At 63.9% G+C, this 18,561-nt stretch carries 17 protein-coding genes and 1 pseudogene; 6 read left to right on the top strand and 12 right to left on the bottom strand.

The window, feature by feature from the left end:
* Positions 1–60: 60 nt before the first annotated feature.
* The 10 genes from ACVWY0_RS20125 to ACVWY0_RS20080 all read right to left on the bottom strand — a co-directional run bounded on the left by ACVWY0_RS20125 (position 61) and on the right by ACVWY0_RS20080 (position 9,405).
* Positions 61–870, bottom strand: a complete 810-nt coding sequence (locus tag ACVWY0_RS20125; protein WP_485838260.1) for an HAD family hydrolase — start codon at positions 868–870, stop codon at positions 61–63.
* Positions 867–3,416 (bottom strand): phosphoribosyltransferase domain-containing protein, encoded by a 2,550-nt coding sequence (locus ACVWY0_RS20120; protein WP_485838259.1) that lies wholly within the window; start codon positions 3,414–3,416, stop codon positions 867–869. The genes ACVWY0_RS20125 and ACVWY0_RS20120 overlap by 4 nt, the downstream gene beginning before the upstream one ends.
* Positions 3,413–4,651 carry an HpcH/HpaI aldolase/citrate lyase family protein gene (locus ACVWY0_RS20115; protein ID WP_485838258.1) on the bottom strand — a complete coding sequence of 413 codons (1,239 nt, stop codon included), beginning with the start codon at positions 4,649–4,651 and terminating at the stop codon, positions 3,413–3,415. The genes ACVWY0_RS20120 and ACVWY0_RS20115 overlap by 4 nt, the downstream gene beginning before the upstream one ends.
* 9 nt (positions 4,652–4,660) lie before the next feature.
* Positions 4,661–5,461, bottom strand: coding sequence for a hypothetical protein (locus ACVWY0_RS20110; RefSeq protein ID WP_485838257.1), 801 nt, complete (start codon positions 5,459–5,461; stop codon positions 4,661–4,663).
* Positions 5,462–5,464: 3 nt separating this feature from the next.
* A complete protein-coding gene (locus ACVWY0_RS20105; protein ID WP_485838256.1) occupies positions 5,465–6,016 on the bottom strand; it encodes a TerD family protein in 552 nt (183 codons plus the stop codon).
* Positions 6,016–6,519 carry a hypothetical protein gene (locus tag ACVWY0_RS20100; protein ID WP_485838255.1) on the bottom strand — a complete coding sequence of 168 codons (504 nt, stop codon included), beginning with the start codon at positions 6,517–6,519 and terminating at the stop codon, positions 6,016–6,018. The genes ACVWY0_RS20105 and ACVWY0_RS20100 overlap by 1 nt, the downstream gene beginning before the upstream one ends.
* 31 nt (positions 6,520–6,550) lie before the next feature.
* Positions 6,551–7,744 carry a toxic anion resistance protein gene (locus ACVWY0_RS20095; RefSeq protein ID WP_485838254.1) on the bottom strand — a complete coding sequence of 398 codons (1,194 nt, stop codon included), beginning with the start codon at positions 7,742–7,744 and terminating at the stop codon, positions 6,551–6,553.
* A 105-nt stretch (positions 7,745–7,849) separates the two neighbouring features.
* A complete protein-coding gene (locus tag ACVWY0_RS20090) occupies positions 7,850–8,431 on the bottom strand; it encodes a TerD family protein (RefSeq protein WP_485838253.1) in 582 nt (193 codons plus the stop codon).
* Positions 8,432–8,469: 38 nt separating this feature from the next.
* Positions 8,470–8,793, bottom strand: a complete 324-nt coding sequence (locus ACVWY0_RS20085; protein WP_485838252.1) for a TerD family protein — start codon at positions 8,791–8,793, stop codon at positions 8,470–8,472.
* Positions 8,794–8,814: 21 nt separating this feature from the next.
* Positions 8,815–9,405, bottom strand: a complete 591-nt coding sequence (locus ACVWY0_RS20080) for a TerD family protein (RefSeq protein WP_485838251.1) — start codon at positions 9,403–9,405, stop codon at positions 8,815–8,817.
* Between the two features lie 440 nt (positions 9,406–9,845).
* Here ACVWY0_RS20080 and ACVWY0_RS20075 point away from each other — a divergent pair, with 440 nt between their 5' ends.
* Complete coding sequence (locus ACVWY0_RS20075; protein WP_485838250.1) at positions 9,846–10,964, top strand: type I restriction enzyme HsdR N-terminal domain-containing protein; 1,119 nt, start codon at positions 9,846–9,848, stop codon at positions 10,962–10,964.
* Between the two features lie 95 nt (positions 10,965–11,059).
* On the opposite strand, the pseudogene ACVWY0_RS20070 reads toward ACVWY0_RS20075, so the two are convergent.
* A pseudogene (locus ACVWY0_RS20070) lies at positions 11,060–11,263 on the bottom strand (SDR family NAD(P)-dependent oxidoreductase); the annotation flags it as partial.
* A 408-nt stretch (positions 11,264–11,671) separates the two neighbouring features.
* The gene (locus ACVWY0_RS20065; RefSeq protein WP_485838249.1) at positions 11,672–12,433 is read right to left on the bottom strand and encodes a FadR/GntR family transcriptional regulator; all 762 of its coding nucleotides are present in this window, start codon (positions 12,431–12,433) and stop codon (positions 11,672–11,674) included.
* A 196-nt stretch (positions 12,434–12,629) separates the two neighbouring features.
* Here ACVWY0_RS20065 and eat point away from each other — a divergent pair, with 196 nt between their 5' ends.
* The 5 genes from eat to ACVWY0_RS20040 are packed head-to-tail and all read left to right on the top strand — an operon-like array spanning position 12,630 to position 18,416.
* The gene (eat, locus tag ACVWY0_RS20060) at positions 12,630–14,078 is read left to right on the top strand and encodes an ethanolamine permease (RefSeq protein ID WP_485838248.1); all 1,449 of its coding nucleotides are present in this window, start codon (positions 12,630–12,632) and stop codon (positions 14,076–14,078) included.
* 59 nt (positions 14,079–14,137) lie between these two features.
* Positions 14,138–15,520 (top strand): glutamine synthetase family protein, encoded by a 1,383-nt coding sequence (locus tag ACVWY0_RS20055; protein ID WP_485838247.1) that lies wholly within the window; start codon positions 14,138–14,140, stop codon positions 15,518–15,520.
* Complete coding sequence (locus tag ACVWY0_RS20050; protein WP_485838246.1) at positions 15,501–16,262, top strand: gamma-glutamyl-gamma-aminobutyrate hydrolase family protein; 762 nt, start codon at positions 15,501–15,503, stop codon at positions 16,260–16,262. Before ACVWY0_RS20055 ends, ACVWY0_RS20050 begins: the two co-directional genes overlap by 20 nt.
* Entirely contained in the window at positions 16,243–17,610 is a 1,368-nt protein-coding gene (locus tag ACVWY0_RS20045) for an aldehyde dehydrogenase family protein (protein ID WP_485838245.1), read from the top strand. Before ACVWY0_RS20050 ends, ACVWY0_RS20045 begins: the two co-directional genes overlap by 20 nt.
* Before the next feature lie 26 nt (positions 17,611–17,636).
* Positions 17,637–18,416, top strand: coding sequence for a 3-oxoacyl-ACP reductase (locus ACVWY0_RS20040; protein WP_104061652.1), 780 nt, complete (start codon positions 17,637–17,639; stop codon positions 18,414–18,416).
* Positions 18,417–18,561: the final 145 nt, after the last annotated feature.

Below are 18,561 nucleotides of genomic sequence, written 5' to 3'. Positions count from 1 at the left end.
GCCGGGGAGTCGATGGGACGGTGTCCAAGGCCGGGCAGGCGGCCGACTGTAGACGCCTGCTTAGTGCTGGACCAGCGCATGTATGCGCCGGGAGATTTCTTCGCCTCCCAGGATGCCGCGGGCATCGGTGACGCGCAGGTGATCCCTGCGGAAGTCGACGTCGGCGAGTTCTCCGTGGGAGGGACGGAAGGCGACGTCGGCTTCGGCCAGCATCGGCCCGTCCAGCAGCGAATCCCCGGCGGCGATTACCCGGGAGGCCCCAGTGCGCCGGGCGACTTCTGCGACGGCGCTGTTCTTCGTCACCGCGTGCGGCACACAGTAGAGCTTGCGGCCCTGGACGGACACCGTCCAGCCGAGCGAGGCACACCATGCGTCCAGCTCCCGCACGAATTCCGCGGGCATGAGCTCCCGGTCCACGATGGCGTAGAGGAAGAGCCCTTCGGCCTGGCGCAGCCGGAGAATCCAGGACCGGTAGGCCTCCCGGGACAGAAATTCCTCGATGACGGCCAGCGGCGCCGAGCCCTCCGAGACCCGTTGCCCGACTGTGGTCTGCCACTCGATGTCCGGCTCGCCGTTCTTGAGCAGGACGCCGCCGTTGGTGGTGACCGCGTATTCAGGCACGGCACCGGGCAGCCGGACCCGCCGGTACTGGGCCTCGGTCCGGGTGGTCACTGGGACGAAGATGGTTGTCCGGGTCAGTTCGAGCAGCAGCCGCTCGGCGGTGCGGGTCATAAACGAGATCGGCACCCCCTCGTGGAGCTCCGCAACCACCATGTCCGGTGCCAGGTGGTCGGGGACGTCCAGAAAGAAGGCCTTCGCGGAGTAGATGAGGGTCCGGTCAAGGTCCGAGGCCACCAGGACGGAATTCACAGGGCGGCCGCCGCAGTGACTCCATCGGCGCCGGATACCCCGCTGAACGTCGGATCGATGAGCCCCACGCAGCTGAAGGGCAGGCCCGGCACCTCCAGCACCGCCACACCGCGCTGCTGAGCCAGCAGCAGGATGTGGGCTATCTCGGGCGCGGCATCAGGACGCACCAGGATCTTCCACGGCACCCTGCGCAGCAGCACCCGCGTTGTCTCACCGACTCCGGGTTTGATCAGGTTCAGGTCGTGGATCCCGTGTTCCCGGCCGAGGCTTTCCACGGCGAGCCGGCCGGCCCAGGTGGGCGTCCGGTCCGCGGCCAGCAGCGCCCCGGCTTCTGCCCGGGCGAACGCTTCGACGGTTGGGAAATGGCCAGAGACTGCGGCCAAGAACTCCCGCGAGACGTCGTCACCGCGCAGCTGGTGGTAAAACTTGGCCCCGTGGAAGTCGTCTGGGCCGATGAACTCCGTGTTGAAGACCGTGCGGGACACGAGCCCGGACACCGTCGAGTTCAGGCAGGCGGAGGGTATGAGGTAGTCCTCGCGCGTGCCGTACATGGCGGCGCAGTGCCCGGGATCGGCGAGCACGGCGAGGTCCTTCGGGAAGGCAATACCGTCGGTTTCGGCGAAGCGGTCGAGGCCGGCCGAGAGCTCGCGGGTGATCGCGCCCTTTCCGGTCCAGCCGTCCACAAAGAGGATCTGCTCCGGATCATGGTGGGCGGCCAGGTATCGCAGGGCCGTCTGGTCCGGCCCGACGCCGCGCACGATGCTCATCGTGTAGTGGGGAAGGTCGATGCCGTGGATCTGCTGGGCCCAGCGGCGCATCAGGATGCCGACCGGTGTGCCGGCCCTGGCCAGGGAAACCAACACAGGCCGGTTCCGGCGCGCGGCCAGCGCCATCTCGGTCACGGTGCCCACGGCCTGCGCGACGCGCGCGGAGGAGCGTTTCAAGGCGTCCCGGTACAGCTGCTGGTACTGCTGCGAGGGCGAATATTCGATCGGCAGGGACTCTGCATAGCTCGCCCCGCCCGATTGCATCGCGGCTTCACGATCGGCCGCGGGCGCTTCCAGCGCGGCATCACCGATGTCCTTGAGCAACCAGGTGACTTCCTCCGGTGCGTAGGAACCGAACGCCGGTCCGGCCAGCGGCGCCGGGAGGACGGGTGAGGCGGGCAGGAGGACGACGACGACCGCGCTGCAGACGGCGCCAAGCGCCTCCGTCACGCTGCCGGGACCCGAGAGGACCTCCGCGGGGGTCCCGGGTTCGGGCATCAGGACGATCGTGCCGAATCTGCGGCCGACGGAGGAAACATTGTGGGCGAAGCGCACACCGGGGCCGTCCACGGTGACGTCATGGCTGGCGAACCGCACCGTGCCCGTGATGGCGTAATCCGGGCGGTCCAGGGCGACGATCGGAGATCGGGTGGTAGTGGAGAACCGGACGCCGCGGTCCGGATTCAGCCGGTCCAGTGCATCGGCCACGGCCAGGGGCACGTGGATGAACTCCTCGCTGCCCAGGACCAGAACGGACTCCGCGCCGGCCGCCTGCGGAAGGGCCCGGTGGATCGACTCCCCGACGTCGGCCAGCGTAGCCGCGGCGGGGGAACCGCTGTTGCCGAACCGGTCGCTGCGGACAGCTGCCCCGACCGTCCCGGGCTTGAGGAAGGTCACCGTTCCGGGTGACCAATCGGGGGTTGCCGGCGCCTGCGGCAGTGCGGCCACCACCTCCTCGGCACGCTGAAGAATGTCCGCGCCCAGGGTGATCTGCCCCGTGCCCAGCGCCACCACCCGGATGCGGGTTCCGAGCCTTTCCGCCAGTTCGTCGAACCTTGCCCGGTCGCCGGGTGTCCGCAGGTCCACGAGTGCGGCCACCGTGTAGCTGGGATGGGGCGCCAGGGCGTGCAGTTCGGTGATGGTGTTGATGATCGTGGCCCCGGTGCTGAGTTCGTCGTCGACCAGCACCACCGGTTCAGGGGCGTTCAGGCGCCGCGGATCCGTGGGGAGCAGCCGGTGTGAGGTGGCGTGCGAATGTGATTCCTCGAAGGACCCGTAGGCGGCGGCACCCGCCGGGGCGTGCCGGGATGAATGGATGTAATACGAGCCGATCGTGTCGGCCACAAGCCGTCCCAGGCCGGTGGCCGTCTCCGCGTAGCCGATGGTAATGATCTGCGGGTTGCGGGACTTCAACCCGGCGAGCTGTCGCCGGAGGCTCTGCAACGCCGCCCGCCGGCCGTCGTCGTGCGTTTCCCCTCGCAGGACCGCGGCGAGCCCGGCAGCAATGGTCCGAGCGGCCGGCAGTGATTCCGGGGCGGCGGACAGCGCCTCCCCGGCGAGCACCCCCAGCAGCTCACCGGCGGCCATGACCAGCCCGGGTTCCGACGGGACGTGTTTGCCGAGCACCTGGGACACCAGCAGATGGGCCCGCTTGGGGTTGCGCCGCAGCGCCAGTCCCACCAGGTCCTCGACCGGCAGCAGGCTAGCGGAGTGGTCCGTCTTGATGCCGACGCCGAGCGCGTCCCGCACAAAGCCGCCGGTCCAGGGGTGCTGGCTCAATTCATGCTCGCTTCCAGAAGGTCAACGTAAGTGATGTTCTCGGCGGCAACGCCGAAGGCTGCGGCACGCAGCAGCGTCTGGCCGGCCCAGGCCCGATGAGGCTTCATCTCATTCATCTTGTTGCCGTACGGCGAGGCCGAGGCGCCGCCGCCGTTCTTGCCGGCGATCTCCAGCGCGTCCACGTATTCCTCGTGGCTGACGACGCACATGGCATGGACCAGCGGGACATGGGTGGGGTGGATGACCGTCTTGCCCAGCAGCCCGTTGGCCAGGTCCAGTTCGATTTCGCGGATCAGCCCATCGAGGTTGGCCGTCAGAATCCGATCGCGCAGGGGCATCTCATTTGCGTCGGCGAAGGGAGTGCGCCGCAGCAGGGGGCGCAGCACGCGCTCGCTGTTGCTGTAGTGCTCCCAGACCGGGCCGGAGATCACGAATCCGTTGTCCGGCCGGCCCAGCATATTCACGATGTCCCCGATCACGGAGGCGACCACCTTGACGTCATAAATGGTCAGGTCCCGGGAGCGGCGCAGGCCGAAAGCACTGGACATGTCGGTGGCGCCCACGCGGACGGCCAGAACATCCTCCCGGTTGGCTTGCAGCACGTCGCGGATACCGGACAAGGTACTGGCCCGGGTCTCGCCGTGGATCATGACCGGCGATTCCATGATGGGCATGATCCGCAGCCTGCGGCCGCCCCCGTGGGAAGCGTTGATGTTATGCAGGGCATCCAGGAACCGCTGCGCCTGGCCAGTCTCATTCTCAAACTTCGGAATAACAAAGCCCATCAGCAGGTCCAGGGCCTTGCCGCAGCGGCGGGCCAGGCTCAGCATCTGCTCCGGGGTACGGACCCGGAGAAACAGCAAAGGCCCCTCGTCGGAGTGGAAGGCGCCTTCGGGGTCGCCACTCCCGCCATCGTCGCTGCCGATGCCGCTCCCGCGGCGCGGCCCGGCGGAACCGGCATGCAGCCGGGTCAGCGTGTTTACGACGTTGGTCTCGGCGGAGTCCACCGCATCATCGGCGATGGAATCCTCGAGGCAGATCACCATGCTCAGGCAGCCGCGGGCCGCCTGTTTGCGGATATCCTGCGCCAGGTTCGGGCGGTCCGCCGGAGTGTAGAGCGTGGCGCCAAGGGCCACGGCCAGCAGCGCGGGGGCGGAGCCCCGGCTCAGCTCCTGCGGAGCGATGTGGAAAAGGCGCGAGGCATGCTCGTCGCTTAGAAAACTGAAATGGCGCATGCCGTCCCGTCAGGGTCCCTGCCGACGGGCGGCAGCTTGGGTGGTCATGGAAAAGCCGAATTCCTGCCAGAGCAAGGCGGCGTCGGCGCGGGCCGGCACTGGTTCAGCGCGCAGCTCGATGACTCCATCGATCGCGGTCAGGGACAGGATGTATCTGAGCTCCCCGTCGGCTGCGGGCAGCGTCACGGTGCCGCCGTCGAAGATCTCCACGGTCAGGGGGGCCGAATACGGTCCGACAAAGAGCGCCCGGCGCAGTTCGCGGATATGCCGCAGCGCCACCACTGCCGTCCCGTCCACGTAGCCCACTAGCGGACGGTTTCCCGAGCACTTGATGGGAGTGCCGGAGACCGCGCCGTCAACGGTGATGGCCCCGGTCACGCGCTCTGAGCTTTCCCATGCCGCCGAGGTTGCCCCCGTTACCAGCAGGGTGCCAATCGCCGACTGGCGCGGGTCAAGGCGGATCATCGGCGTCTGGGCGTCGAGCAGCCTCGTCGCACCGATCCCAGGAGCCGGAAAGAGCCTGGTGGGCCGAGCCGCGGCTATCGGCCGGGCTCCGGTCGATGGGGACGCTGTCGAGGTGGCTGACGTGGTGGCTGCTGCTGGGAGTGTGGGCGCGGGCGATCGGCTCAGGGACAGCGACGGGGCGGCTGTCGGGGTGGTCGGGTCTGCGGCCGGGGAAACCGGCGACGACGGCGCCGCTGCCGCCCGGACGGATGTTGCCGGGGCGGATGTTTCAGCGCGGGCGGCTGGCTTGACGCGCCGGCTGAGGTAGGTGATGTCCGTGCGGATGTTGGACCTGTTCAGTGCCATCGCTTAGACATCGAACCGGAAGTCGGCTGCCACGCCGCGCAGGCCGGTCGTGTAGCCCTGGCCCAGGGCCCGGAACTTCCAGTCCTCGCGGTGGCGGTACAGTTCGCCGAACAACATGGCGGTGATGTTGTCCTGCGGGGACTGGGGAATATCGAAGCGCACCAGCTCCTTATTCTGTGCGGTAGCCACCCGGATGTACGGGCCGCGGATGGCGGAGAAGGTGCCGGGCCCGCGGAGATCGGGGTCCACGTAGACAATGAACGTAATCTTGGCGACACTGGCCGGCACCAGTGACAGGTCGACGTCGATCTGCTCCTGGTCGTCGGTGCCGGCGAAGGCCACCGAGCCCTCCGGGCTGGCGATCTGGTTGAAAAATACCAGGTGATCGTTCGAGACGGCCCGGCCGCCGGCGTCGCACATGATCGCCAAGGGAACCAGCTCGGACTGGGGCCCCCGGCTGGGGATGGACTGCCAGCCCAAGCCGACCAGGATCTTGCTCAGTCCCGGGTTCTCGGCCGTCAGCGCGGCGTTGGCCCCGGCCACAAGATTGCCCATCAGCGGCCTTCCAGACGAAGGCTGGACGGCGCGAACTTATCCTCGAGGAACCGGCCGTGGGTGGACAGCTCGGCAATGGCACCGATCCGCACCTGATTGGCCAGGTCACGAGCTATTTCCTCGAGCGTGGCGAACTGTTCCGCCAGCAGCCGCGTCGGCCCGGACTCCTCGGTCCTGGCACTGTCCGGGAGCGCCAGATACGTGCGCAGGGGATCCGGGATATAGCTGCAGACGATGGAATTCAACAGCACCTGCTGCTCCATCGAAGCCCCCTGCTCGGCCATATGGCTCACCAGCGGGCGCAGCACATCGTCGATTTGGCGCAACTGCGAGGACACCGACGTCGGCAGCTCAGCGCCGGCCCGCCGGATGGCGCTGCGCAGGTTGTCCAAGGATCCGGCGGTCTGCGCCATCTCGGCGTCGGCCGTTGGCTCGGGAGCCTGTTCGGTGATGCCCGGCACAGGGGCGCCGCCGAACAGGGAGCCGATGAACTTACCAATCACGGCGGTACCGCCTGCTGCTTTCCGCCGTCACTTAGTCTGTCTGGCCCTGCCGCGCGCGTTCCAGGTACGGCTTGGCCTTCAGCACGCTGGCCTCGAGGGCCCCGACGGTGCTCTCCATGTTCTTGGCCGCCTCCGACCGGAAGGTGTCAATGGCATCCATCGTGGCGAAGACATTGTCGAAGGCCTTCTGGAGCGTCTCCACACTGACCCCGGAGCTGGAAGCCTGCTGGTGGATTCGGGAAGTCTGGTCCTTGAGCATTTCGCTGGTGCTCAGGATCATGTTGTTGGTGGTGGTATTGACGGCGTCGATCTGGTCCAGGACCATCTTCTGGTTGGCCAGGGCCTGGGCCACGATCACCGCAGTGCGCAGGGCAGAGATGGTGGTGGTCCGCGCCCGCTCCACACCCTTGATCAGTTCAACGTTGTTCTTACGGATCAGGTCCATCGCCAGGTACCCCTGAACCGAGACGGCTAGCTGGGTCAGGATGTCCTGGTGGCGCTGGCGCACGGGGAACAGGACGTCCGCCTCCATCTTCTGCGCCTCGGCAATCTGCCCGGCGGCGCGGGTGGAGTCGATCTTCTCCACGCAGGCGGCATCCAGTGCCTTGGCGAAGACGGCATATTCGCTCAACGCCTGCATCGTTTCCCAGAGCTGGATTTTTTCGTTGGCCAGGCTGGCATTGTCCTTGAGCAGCTCGTCCTGGCCCGTCATCAGGGCCTTGATGATCTGGTTCAGCTGGGTCTGCGCCGACTCGTATTTCTGGAAGTACTTGGCCAGCTTGTTGCCGCCGGGGATGAAGCCCAGGATCTTCTTGCCCACGCTCATGTTGGCCTGGTTGGGAGTGAGGTCCTCCACAGTGCTCCGCAGCTCACCCAGGGTGTTGGCGACCGCAACCTGAGCGCTGCTCCCGGACTTCTTGGCGCCGGCAACGGACGTCGAGGAACGCTCCAGCAGCCTGCTGGAGGAGTTGCTGGACGCTGTGATCTCGGCGCTGCCGATCTTATTGATGCCATCGACCTGTGCGGAGAACTCCGGGCTGCGCGCGTCAAGTTGGGCCAGACCGGCCACGAACTCTCTGGCCTGCCTATTGATCTCGGCCCTTCGTTCGTCGGGGACCGGAACCATGCCTGGAGCGTCTTCGGGCTGAACTATGGCGGGGGCGTCCGGAGCCTGAAGCACCAATGAAGCCTCTGCGGCGTCGGGGGGAGTCAACGGAGAATTCATGATGCTGCCTTTTCGAGAGATCGGTGGTGTCCCGGTTTCGATTGGCCGGGACACCACCTCATGTGGAAACGATGCGGAGCGGAAGTAGTCAGTCCGGGACACTCATCAGCTAAGGTCGACGCCGAAGTCCTTGGCGATGCCGGCGAGTCCCGTGGCGTACCCCTGTCCGACGGCCTTGAACTTCCAGTCCCCGTTGTTGCGGTAGACCTCGGCGAAAATCATCGACGTTTCGGGCGCCGCGTCCTCGCTCAGGTCGTAGCGGACAATTTCCTTGTCATCGACCTGGTTGACCACCCGGCAGTAGGCGCTGCGCACCTGGCCGAAGTTCTGGCCGCGTGCCTCACCCTGGTCGATGGAGACCACGATGACAACGCGCTCGACGTCGGCAGCAACCAGGGAGAGATCGATCAGGATCTGTTCGTCGTCGCCGGCGCCTTCGCCGGACCGGTTATCCCCCAGGTGGCTGACGGAGCCGTCCGCGGCAGCGGGCTGGTTGTAGAAAATGAAGTCCGCGGAGGACCGGACCTTGCCGTCGGCCGCCACCAGGAGGGCGGAGGCGTCGAGGTCGAAAGGTTCTCCCGTCGTCGTACGCGGGTCCCAGCCCAGCCCGACCACAGCCTTCGTCAGTCCTGGTGCGCTCTTCGTCAGGGACAGATTGCTGCCTTTGGTAAGGGTTAGTCCTGCCATGTTTGTACCATTCCTTCGTGTTGAATCGATCTTGCGAACTAGTCCAGCGAAATGCCGAAATCGGTGGCGATGCCGTGGAGGCCCGTGGCATAGCCTTGGCCAACCGCCCGGAACTTCCATTCGGCACGGTTGCGGTAAATCTCGGCGAAAATCATCGACGTTTCAGGTGCCGCGTCCTCGCTCAAATCGTAGCGGACCACGTCATGATCCGTGTCCTGGTTCAGCACACGGCAGTACGCGCCACGGATCTGGCCGAAGTTCTGGCCGCGGGCATCCGCCTGGTCGATGGAAACAACGATGAGCCACGGATCTGCCTTGGTGAGTGAGAGATTATTACCTTTGGTAAGGGTCAGACTCGACACAATAAGGGATCCTTCGAACGACTAGAGGACGGCGGCAGCTGGTGCGATCAGATCCGCGACCGAGCGGCCCTGGGCCCGCTCCCCGATGGCCTTAAAGGTCCAGCCCGCGCCGTCACGGGATACTTTGGACATGATCATGGCCGAATGGGTCCCCGAGTCGGTCAGCTGGTACTTGGCAATTTCCGGGCTTCCTGGCGTGGAGTCGTCCACCAGCCGACAGAAGGCATTCTGCACCTGGTCGAAGGTCTGGCCGGTGTAGCTGCTGATGACGAAGACGATGTGTGCCACTGCCGGGGAGACGAGCTCCAAATTGACCAGGATGGTCTCGTCATCGCCGTCGCCGTCGCCCGTCAGGTTATCCCCGGTATGACGCGTGGAGCCGTCTTTGCTCTGCAGCTGGTTGTACCAGACCTGATCCAGCGACTTGCCAGCCGCGTCGAAGAAAATGGCCGACGCATCGAGGTCGACCTCCACGGACTTGGCCTTTCCGAAAAAGCCCTTCTTGACCGGGGCCGCCGAGTCCCAGCCCAGCCCCATCTTGGTCTTATTGAGCGAACCGCCGTCTTTTTTGGTCAGCGACAGCGACTGGCCCTTCTGCAAGCTCAATCCCATAATTTTCTCAACCTCCAGCTAGTTTGAATACTCGTGTTCTCAGGTCCCAACGACTCCGGCCGTGCGCTAGTTCCGTGCGTACCTATGAAGTTAGTGGGGGTGAGGACGCGGACCATGCCGATCAGGCGGGTTCGAGAGCGATCCTAGCCGGAATCGAGGTGATGGCGAAGCCGCCTGACGCTGGCGGCAGGAGCAAAGAGGCGGCGAAGGCATGGACTGGCGCTACGACCGGAATAACCGACGACCAGCCAGATGCGTTCGAGAACACTTCGCGTGCGGCTTCTTGAGCTCGAATTGGAGCCGTGGCGCGGGCGGAGCCGGACAAGGCGGCCGTGTATGGTCTCGTCTAATTGGCGAATCTCAACCGCAGGACGGCTCTTGCTGGAAGGCATTCACACGAAGTCAATTTCCAGTAAGGATTGAATTCAATTGGGGGAAAAATGACAGACATCAAGTATCAGGCGCGTCTGCAGGTGCTGTCTCAGTGGGCGACTGAGGCAGCTGGGCAGGGTCACATCGTTCCGCGCATCGCCGATCTGGAGGCCATCTCCGCGGCCAGGACCGTCGAGGCCCCGGGGGTGAGCAGGGAGGCCGTCCAGCCATGGTTGCCGACAATCCAGTGGCTGTTGAAACAAGCGGCTTTTGGTGTCGTGGACCCACATGTCCAGCTCCCCGACGAATTGTCGCGTCCCGTGCGTGCGGCCCACGCTCTCCAAGTCGTTCCACCCGACGAAAATTCAGCCGACGCGCCAGCGCCGCCGGTGATGGAAGTAAGCCTCGTGGCGGTCGTTTCCCCGGACACCGAACACGGAAGCAGCCACGCCGCCGAAGCCGTCACAGTCATCGCGGAGATCAAACCCACGCCCACCAGTGCCAAGGGACCGAAGTGGGAGTCCGAGGCCCATGAGCAGGTTAAAAGTGCCGTGCAGCGATTCACCAGACCACTCCACGATCTCCTCACCCGTGACGCCAATGAGGGCGACACCCGCCTCTTGATTACGGACATGCTCTGCGAGGGTTTGGGCTATGACAAATTCCGCGACCTGACCACCGAATACATGGTCAAGCAGGATTTCGCGGACTACGGCGTCAGAATTGACAAGCAGCTGATTGCCTTCATCGAGGTCAAGCGGGTGAGCCAGAAACTGAATGAGCGCCACCTTCGCCAGGTCCAAATGTATGCGGTCAACGAGGGTGTGGAATGGATGATCCTCACCAACGGCCAGGTCTGGCAGGCCTACCACCTGACCGGTGGGCTCCCCGTGATTTTGAATCTCGCCTTCGAGGTTGACCTCCTCGGCCCTGAATCGCTGGAGGCAAAAGCGGACAAAATGTTCTTCCTCCACCGGGAGGCGCTGAAGCGCCGTCGGATCGATGAGCTGTGGAAGCACCGCGCGGCAACGTCGCCGGATGCGCTGCTAGACGTCATCCTGTCCGACTCGGTGCTGGACATCATCCGCAAGGAAATCAAGCGGAATACCGGGATCACCACAACGGTCCAGACGCTGGCGGCAGTGATCCGGACAGAGATCGTTGACCCTAAGCTTCGAAACAGGTAGAGCGGACGACGGCGGCACTTCCCGCCGTCGTCCGCTCGCGTTGGGTGCCACTCCCCTACAGCGCCGACCAGCCGCCGTCGGACGCGAGGATGGTGCTGGGACCCCCAGTTCGCCACAATGTTGGTGATGGTGGGGCCCGGGGCCACGGCGTTGAAGCGCAAGCCCTTGGGCCCGTACATCACAGCCGAGTTCTTGGTCAGGCCGACGACGGCGTGCTTGGACGCCGTGTAGGCGGCACCGGCGGCGGAACCGCGCAGGCCGGCCTCGGAGGCGACGTTGACCACGTAGCCGGTGCTGGCCTTCCTTGGCGACGCGCAGGGCGGTGGCCTGGCCGATGCCGGAGGCGGCGCCGGTGACGATGACGGTCTTTTCCGGTGACGATGACGGTCTTTCCTGCAAAGCGGCCGGCCGGCGCCCCTACGCGTGGGCGAGGCAGCCCGGCGTGCATCTCGGCCAGCCATTCCTGGTTGGGCTGGAGGTAGCGGGTCATGTGCGTCAGCGGCGGTGAGCAACTCCCCCAGGGCTGCGGTGTCGCCGTCCACCAGGGCCTACAGCTGGGTCCGGTAGGTACGGAGGATCTCCGCACGTTCCTGTTCCTCAGTCCTGCCGTCAACCTTAAGGGGATCGGGCTTTGGGAGGGGGCTCCAGGCCCAGGCGGACGTCCTCCGCGATACTTTTAGGAGTTTCAGCGGGGAAGCCGTGTCAACTCAACGCTGTGATGCAGTCGGCCGCGGGGAAACCTCAGGCTGGGAATATCCGAGGAATCCATGTAGCAGCGACGCTGTTCCCTGCAGATGATCTTGCGTCGCCTTGAAAGCTGCCTCATCGTCGCCCCGGAGTATGGCGTCCACGATTTCCTGGTGCTGCCGGTTGGAATGTTCCAGGTTGGGCTGGATAAGAGGTATCCGGTCCAGCAGGTCACTTACCTTTGAGCGGACATCCGCCACCGCGAGCGCAAGGCTTGGCGATCCAGCCACTTCTGCGATCGCTACATGGAATCTTGCGTCCTTCGGCCGGTACAGATTCGCAGGTGCACTGGCCACCTCGGCCAAAGTCCTTAGCAGGTGACCGCGCTGGGCAGGTGATAACGTCGCCCTGGCCGCCAAGGATGCGGCCGCCGGCTCGAGTACGCCGCGAAAGGTTAGGACGTCGTCTACCTCGGCCGGATCGAGTTCCGGGTAGGACCCCGAACCTGCAGGGGGCCGGCTGCACACGTACGTTCCTCCATAGCGGCCGCGCTGAACTTCGACGTATCCGGCCTTCTGCAGCTCGGCGAGGGCATCCCGCAGGGTAGCGCGCGATACGCCCAGCATCTCGGCAAGTTCCCGTTCAGCTGGCAGTTTGGTCCCTACACCGAACAGACCGAGTTTGATGTTCTGGAGCAAGCGTTCGATGGTTTCCTCGAAGGCGTTGCCGTGCCGGACGGGGCGGAGAATCGGGGCGGGGCTTCCGAGTAGTTCCTCTTCCATACGCTTATCCTAATCGGTCCAAAAACAGGCCTATGGCAGGGGGCCCATTGAAGCGGGAAAAACCGCCGCGCCGGCCGGAAGCACGGTTGAACCGGGGAAAAGTTGGCCGAAACCAAAGAACCCCTTGACCGTTCTCGTGATCTGGCACACACTGTAACGAGCTTATGGTCTTATTTCATACCAATACCTTTGGACGATGGGAACTACAGTGGCATCCTCTGATTCAGCCCAGCTTACCGACGACAAGCGATATCTCCAGCACCGGCAACTGAAACGCGGGGCCGCGGGGTGGATCCTGCTTGCAGGACTCGGAGTTGCCTACGTCATCTCCGGCGACTTCGCAGGGTGGAACCTCGGCCTCGCCCAAGGCGGATGGGGCGGTCTCCTCATTGCAACTGTTCTCATGGGCATCATGTATACGTGTATGGCCTTCGGCCTAGCCGAGCTATCGTCGGCACTTCCTGCCACTGGCGCGGGATATGGATTCGCCCGCCGGGCCCTGGGCCCCTTGGGCGGATTCGCTACCGGAATGGCCGTGCTCATTGAATACGCCGTTGCACCCGCTGCGATAGCCATTTTCATTGGCGGCTACGTTGAAGCGCTGGGACTTTTCGGCCTGACCAACTCTTGGCCGGTCTATTTGGTGACCTATGCAATCTTCGTTGGAATCCATCTCCGCGGAGTGGGCGAAGCCCTAAAAATGATCTTCGGGATCACCGCAGTCGCTGTCGTCGCCCTGGTGGCGGTAGTCGTGGGACTGATCCCGCATTTCAGCGTCCAGAACCTCTTTGACATAGTCCCGGACGGCTCACCCACCTCGAGCGCTTTCCTGCCGATGGGAATCAGCGGCGCCGTTGGTGCACTGGTGTACGGCATCTGGTTCTTTCTTGCAGTCGAAGGGGTTCCCCTGGCCGCTGAGGAGACCGCCGACCCGAAGAAGGACATGCCCCGGGGCATCATGGTCGCCGTGGTGATACTGGTCGTCTTCGCGGCCCTGATGCTCGTACTCGTTCCGGGCGCCGCAGGGTCAGCCGCAATGAGTGAATCCGATAACCCCCTCCCGGAAGCCCTGCGCCTGGCGTACGGTGGCAACACCTTCCTGGCAGACTTCGTCAACTATGCTGGCCTCGCCGGGCTCGTAGCCAGCTTCTTCTCCATCATTTATGCCTATTCCCGCCAGCTCTTCGCACTGTCCCGGGCAGGGTATCTTCCCAAATGGCTGTCCCTGACAGGCAACCGGCGGACTCCTTATTGGGCACTGATCGTCCCTGGCTCAATCGGCTTCTTGCTGGCAGCAATAACCGGTGACGGCGCACTCCTGATCAACATCGCCGTCTTTGGTGCAACAGTCTCCTATGTCCTCCTGAACCTCTCGCACATTGTGCTGAGGAGGAAGGAACCGGACCTGCCCCGCGGTTACCGGACACCCGGCGGGGTCGCCACCACCTCAATCGCGCTGGTTCTTGCTGCGGTCGCGGTCGTCGCAACATTTGTGGTCGACGTATTCGCCGCATCCATAACAGCTGCAATCTTCGGCGCCGCGCTCCTCTACTACTGGTTCTACAGCCGGCACCGCATCGTTGCAGGCGCTCCCGAAGAGGAATTCGCGCAGTTGGCCGCAGCCGAGGCCGAACTCAAAAGCTGAAACGCGTCCCGCGGTCCAAACATCTCCCTCATAAATACGATCAAAGTTACGGAAATCAAATGACGAATCAAACAACCGGAACATCCTCCCAAGGCCAACTCGGCGTCGATGAACTGCGGGACCTGGTCGCTTCCGGTGACATCGACACCGTTGTTGTTGCCATCACCGATTCCATGGGACGCCTGCAGGGTAAACGCTGCGGGGCAAGGTCTTTCCTCGAAGACGTGCTGGGGCACGGGGCCGAAGGCTGCAACTACCTACTCAGCGTGGATGTGGAGATGAACACCATTGACGGGTACTCCATGTCCTCGTGGGCGAACGGCTACGGAGATATGGTGATGCGGCCCGACGTCTCCACCCTGCGCCGGGTGCCGTGGCTGGAAGGCACTGCCATGATCCAGTGCGACATCTTCTGGCTGGACGGCCGTCCCGTCTCCCAGTCCCCACGCCAGATCCTGCGCGCGCAGATCGAACGCCTGGAGGCCTTGGGATACCGCGCCCATATCGGCACTGAGCTCGAATTCATCATGTTTGACGACACCTACGAAGAAGCATGGGACAAGAAATACGAGGGACTCACCCCCTCAACCCGCTACAACGTGGACTACTCCCTCCTGGCCACGGCAAGACTGGAACCGGTCATCCGAAGCATTCGAACGGGCATGGAAAAGGCAGGCCTGGTCGTTGAATCTTCCAAGGGCGAGTGCAACCTGGGCCAGCAGGAAATCACGTTCCGATACGCAGAAGCGCTTACTGCCTGCGACAACCACGTTTTCTACAAAAACGGGGCCAAGGAAATCGCCGCACAACAGGGCAAGAGCATTACGTTCATGGCGAAGTACAACGAACGTGAAGGCAGTTCCTGCCATATCCACTTCAGCTTGACCGACCTGGACGGCAATCCGGTCCTGGCCGGGGATGGCGAGCAAGGCTTCAGCCCTGTCATGGAGCACTTTATCGCAGGCCAGCTCGCCGGACTGAAGGAGCTGGCCTACTTCGTCGCCCCGAACATCAATTCCTACAAACGCTTCGTAGAAGGCAGCTTCGCTCCCACAGCCATCGCCTGGGGGCTGGACAACCGCAGTTGTGCACTGCGCATCGTCGGCCGCGGTCCCAGCCTCCGCGTGGAAAACCGCGTTGGAGGCGGGGACGTCAACCCTTATCTCGCTGCCGCCGCACTCATCGCCGCCGCCATCCACGGTATCGAGAACGCGCTCCCCCTCGAACCGATCATGACCGGTAACGCCTACCAGTCCGACGCAGATCGTATACCCACCAACCTGCGGGACTCCCGTGCCCTGCTGACCAACAGCGAGATTGCACGCAAATCCTTCGGCGATGAAGTTGTGGACCACTATGTCTTCGCAGCGGATGTCGAGCTGAAGGCTTTTGACAGCGCCGTAACGGACTGGGAGCGCAAGCGTGTCTTTGAACGGCTCTGATAGCTACCGTCCACGGATCGGGCTGACAACCTACTTTCAGCAGGCTTCCTGGGGCGTTTGGACAGCGGATGCGGCAGTTCTGCCGGGAACCTACGTCCAGGCGGTCGTCGCTGCCGGCGGCACTCCTGTCCTGTTGCCGCCGGTCGGCACTGACCCATCGATCGTGGAGGTCCTGGACGGACTGATCATCTCCGGAGGCAGCGACGTGGGCCCTGAACAGTACGGGGCGCAGCCCCACCGGCTCACCCGCGCCCAACCGGCCAGGGACGTGCACGATATCGCCCTGACCAAGGCAGCTTTGGACGCCGGAGTCCCCCTTTTCGCCATCTGCCGGGGAGCCCAGATCCTCAATGTCGCCATGGGCGGGTCGCTGATTCAGCACATCCCCGATGTGAACCCGGAGGCGGACTACCAACCGGCGCCGGGCGTATTCGGCAACGTGGAGTTCACGACGGCGCCGGGCAGCATCAGCCGGCATCTGCTGGGAGCATCGGCCAGCGCACCTTGTTACCACCACCAGGCCATGGACCGGATCGCTGACGGCCTTTCCGTCACGGCGGCGGCGGCCGACGGCACGGTGGAAGCCCTCGAAACGGCAACGGGCGGATGGGCACTAGGGGTCCAATTCCACCCGGAACAGAATCCCAACGACCTCCGGCTTTTCAATGGGTTCATTGAGGCTGCAACCAACTACCGCAAAAATCGAACGGAGAGCCTCGGCAATGTCCACCAGCACGTTTGACGTACTGAATCCGGCAACGGAAGAGGTAATCGAGACCATAACCCTTGCAACACTTGAGGACACTGACAGGGCAATCGAAAAAGCCGTCCATGCATTCGAGACCTGGCGCCATGTTGCCCCTGCAGACCGGGCTCTCCTGCTGCGCAGGTTTGCTGCGGCAGTAGACGCCGACCTGGAAAATCTTGCCCAGCTGGAGGTACGCAACGCCGGGCACACCATCGGTAACGCCCGATGGGAAGCAGGGAATGTTCGCGATGTCCTGACGTACTACTCCGCAGCCCCCGAGCGGCATCTCGGCCAGCAGATTCCAGTAGCTGGAGGGGTCAACATCACCTTCAACGAACCCCTCGGGGTCGTTGGGGTAATCGTTCCGTGGAACTTCCCCATGCCCATTGCCGCGTGGGGCTTCGCCCCCGCCCTTGCCGCTGGCAACACTGTCGTTCTGAAACCGGCGGAACTGACTCCCATGACTGCCATCCGGCTCGGACAGCTGGCAAGGGAGGCAGGCCTGCCCGAAGGAGTCCTGCAGATCATCCCGGGCAAGGGCTCAGTCGTCGGGGAACGATTCGTGACCCATCCTGCAGTGCGGAAGGTTGTCTTCACTGGTTCAACCGGCGTCGGTAAGCGGATCATGGCCGGCTGCGCTGAGCAGGTCAAGCCCGTGACCCTGGAGCTGGGCGGCAAGAGCGCCAACATCATCTTCGCGGATTCGGACCTCGAAGCCGCTGCCGCAGCGGCACCCGGAGGCGCTTTTGACAACGCCGGGCAGGACTGCTGCTCCCGCTCCAGAATCCTGGTCCAGGACAGCGTCTATGAAAAATTCCTCGAGCTCCTGGAACCCGTAGTGAAAGCCCTGCGGGTCGGCGACCCCAGCGACGAGGCTTCGTTCATGGGGCCGCTGATTTCCGCAGCCCAACACCGCACAGTCTCCGGCTTCGTCCCGGACGGCTCATCTGTGGCTTTCCAGGGATCCGCGCCGGACGGCAAGGGGTTTTGGTTCCCCCCCACCGTTCTTACGCCCTCCCGCGAGGACAGGGTCATGCATGAGGAGATCTTCGGCCCCGTCGTGGCAGTCGTTCCCTTTGAGGACGAAGCCGACGCACTCCGCCTGGCGAATGACTCGATCTACGGCCTGTCCGGATCCATCTGGACACGGGACATCGGTCAGGCGCTGAGGATGGCCCGGGGACTCGAGTCGGGAAACCTCTCAGTCAACTCCCACTCCTCGGTGCGCTACTCCACGCCCTTTGGCGGATTCAAGCAGTCAGGACTCGGACGGGAACTCGGCCCGGACGCCCTGAACGCGTTCACCGAAACAAAAAACGTCTTCATCTCCACCAACCCATAACGTCCTCACCACAAAAGGAAGAAAAAATGATTGAAGTAATTTCCAACCGCCTCAAGGGACGCAGCGCTGTCATCACCGGCGGCGCCAGCGGGATCGGGCTCGCCACAGCTCGCCGCTTCGCCGCAGAAGGGGCTCATGTGGTCATCGCAGATCTGGACCCAACCGCTGGGCAGCGGGCTGCCGACGAGGTCGGCGGCCTCTATGTGAAGGTGGATGTCACCAGCGAAGAGGAAGTGAAGAACCTCTACGCCGTCACCAATGAAACGTACGGAAGCGTGGACATCAGCTTCAACAACGCCGGAATTTCGCCGGCAGACGATGCCTCGATCATCGATACGGGGATTGATGCGTGGCGCAGAGTCCAGGAAGTGAACCTGACCTCCGTTTTCTACTGCTGCAAATACGCACTCCCGTACATGCAGGCACAAGGCAAGGGCTCCATCATCAACACGGCGTCGTTCGTTGCGGTCATGGGTGCTGCCACCTCGCAGATCTCCTACAGCGCTTCCAAGGGCGGAGTGCTGGCCATGAGCCGGGAACTCGGCGTCGAATTCGCCCGACAGGGAATCCGGATCAACGCACTCTGCCCGGGACCCGTCAACACGCCCCTGCTGAAGGAACTCTTCGCCAAGGATCCCGAGAAGGCAGCCCGCCGCCTCGTTCACGTTCCCTTGGGCCGGTTCGCTGAACCGGAAGAACTGGCAGCAGCAGTCGCCTTCCTCGCCAGCGACGATTCATCCTTCATCACCGCCTCGACCTTCCTGGTTGACGGCGGCATTTCAGGCGCTTACGTAACACCTGAGTGACGGTTGGGTCTTTGGATGACAGCGGTCTGGCGCGGCGTGACTATTGAGGACTAGGTGCGTGGGTCGGTAATTGTTTGAGGGTTCCTCAGGTTTGAGCCGTAACGGCCCGAGGCCGGTTTCCTTGTCTTGGAAAGGGGCCGGCCTT

The organism is Arthrobacter sp. UYNi723, assembly GCF_054057635.1.
This window is presented reverse-complemented; position numbering and strand designations above follow the sequence as displayed.

Coding starts and splice junctions, on each gene's coding strand:
- ACVWY0_RS20115 (WP_485838258.1), bottom strand. CDS start 4,651: ATGCGCCATTTCAGTTTTCTAAGCGACGAGCATGCCTCGCGCCTTTTC.
- ACVWY0_RS20110 (WP_485838257.1), bottom strand. CDS start 5,461: ATGGCACTGAACAGGTCCAACATCCGCACGGACATCACCTACCTCAGC.
- ACVWY0_RS20105 (WP_485838256.1), bottom strand. CDS start 6,016: ATGGGCAATCTTGTGGCCGGGGCCAACGCCGCGCTGACGGCCGAGAAC.
- ACVWY0_RS20095 (WP_485838254.1), bottom strand. CDS start 7,744: ATGAATTCTCCGTTGACTCCCCCCGACGCCGCAGAGGCTTCATTGGTG.
- ACVWY0_RS20090 (WP_485838253.1), bottom strand. CDS start 8,431: ATGGCAGGACTAACCCTTACCAAAGGCAGCAATCTGTCCCTGACGAAG.
- ACVWY0_RS20080 (WP_485838251.1), bottom strand. CDS start 9,405: ATGGGATTGAGCTTGCAGAAGGGCCAGTCGCTGTCGCTGACCAAAAAA.
- ACVWY0_RS20075 (WP_485838250.1), top strand. CDS start 9,846: ATGACAGACATCAAGTATCAGGCGCGTCTGCAGGTGCTGTCTCAGTGG.
- ACVWY0_RS20065 (WP_485838249.1), bottom strand. CDS start 12,433: ATGGAAGAGGAACTACTCGGAAGCCCCGCCCCGATTCTCCGCCCCGTC.
- eat (WP_485838248.1), top strand. CDS start 12,630: ATGGGAACTACAGTGGCATCCTCTGATTCAGCCCAGCTTACCGACGAC.
- ACVWY0_RS20055 (WP_485838247.1), top strand. CDS start 14,138: ATGACGAATCAAACAACCGGAACATCCTCCCAAGGCCAACTCGGCGTC.
- ACVWY0_RS20045 (WP_485838245.1), top strand. CDS start 16,243: ATGTCCACCAGCACGTTTGACGTACTGAATCCGGCAACGGAAGAGGTA.
- ACVWY0_RS20040 (WP_104061652.1), top strand. CDS start 17,637: ATGATTGAAGTAATTTCCAACCGCCTCAAGGGACGCAGCGCTGTCATC.